We start from the raw sequence: 337 nt of genomic DNA, 5'->3' as shown, positions 1-337 counted from the left end.
GATTAAGTGATACCACCATTCGACCTTCCGTTATTTCGATAAAACCATCCGCCCTATTTTCATCAGGTAACCCAAGCTCTTTGCTCAACGCATGAAGATCAGTCAATACCCATCCCACTACATCTACCGACAATGCACATCGGTCCAACAAGCGAGTAAGTGCTTCTTTTTTACAAATGTAGAGCTCAAGCTTCTGCTCGCCATTAGTAATCTCACTCTTTCTGTAATCATGTAACAGTTCCTCCTTGGTGATAGCGCTAGAGAGCTGCTCCTGAACCTGCATTAAGGTCTCGTCTTCGGATAACGATGCATTTATTACAGAACTTTTACTTAACAC

1 pseudogene is annotated in these 337 nt (G+C 42.7%); it reads right to left on the bottom strand.

Annotated features, from left to right (window positions below):
• Nucleotides 1–283, bottom strand: a pseudogene (locus AB4585_RS24485) (hypothetical protein); the annotation flags it as partial.
• Between the last annotated feature and the right edge of the window lie 54 nt (nucleotides 284–337).

It is taken from the genome of Vibrio sp. 10N.222.49.C9 (assembly GCF_041474985.1).
GTDB classification, from domain to species: Bacteria; Pseudomonadota; Gammaproteobacteria; order Enterobacterales; family Vibrionaceae; genus Vibrio; species Vibrio crassostreae_C.
The sequence above is the reverse complement of the archived record's forward strand: the minus strand, read 5'-3'. Positions and strand labels throughout refer to the sequence as shown.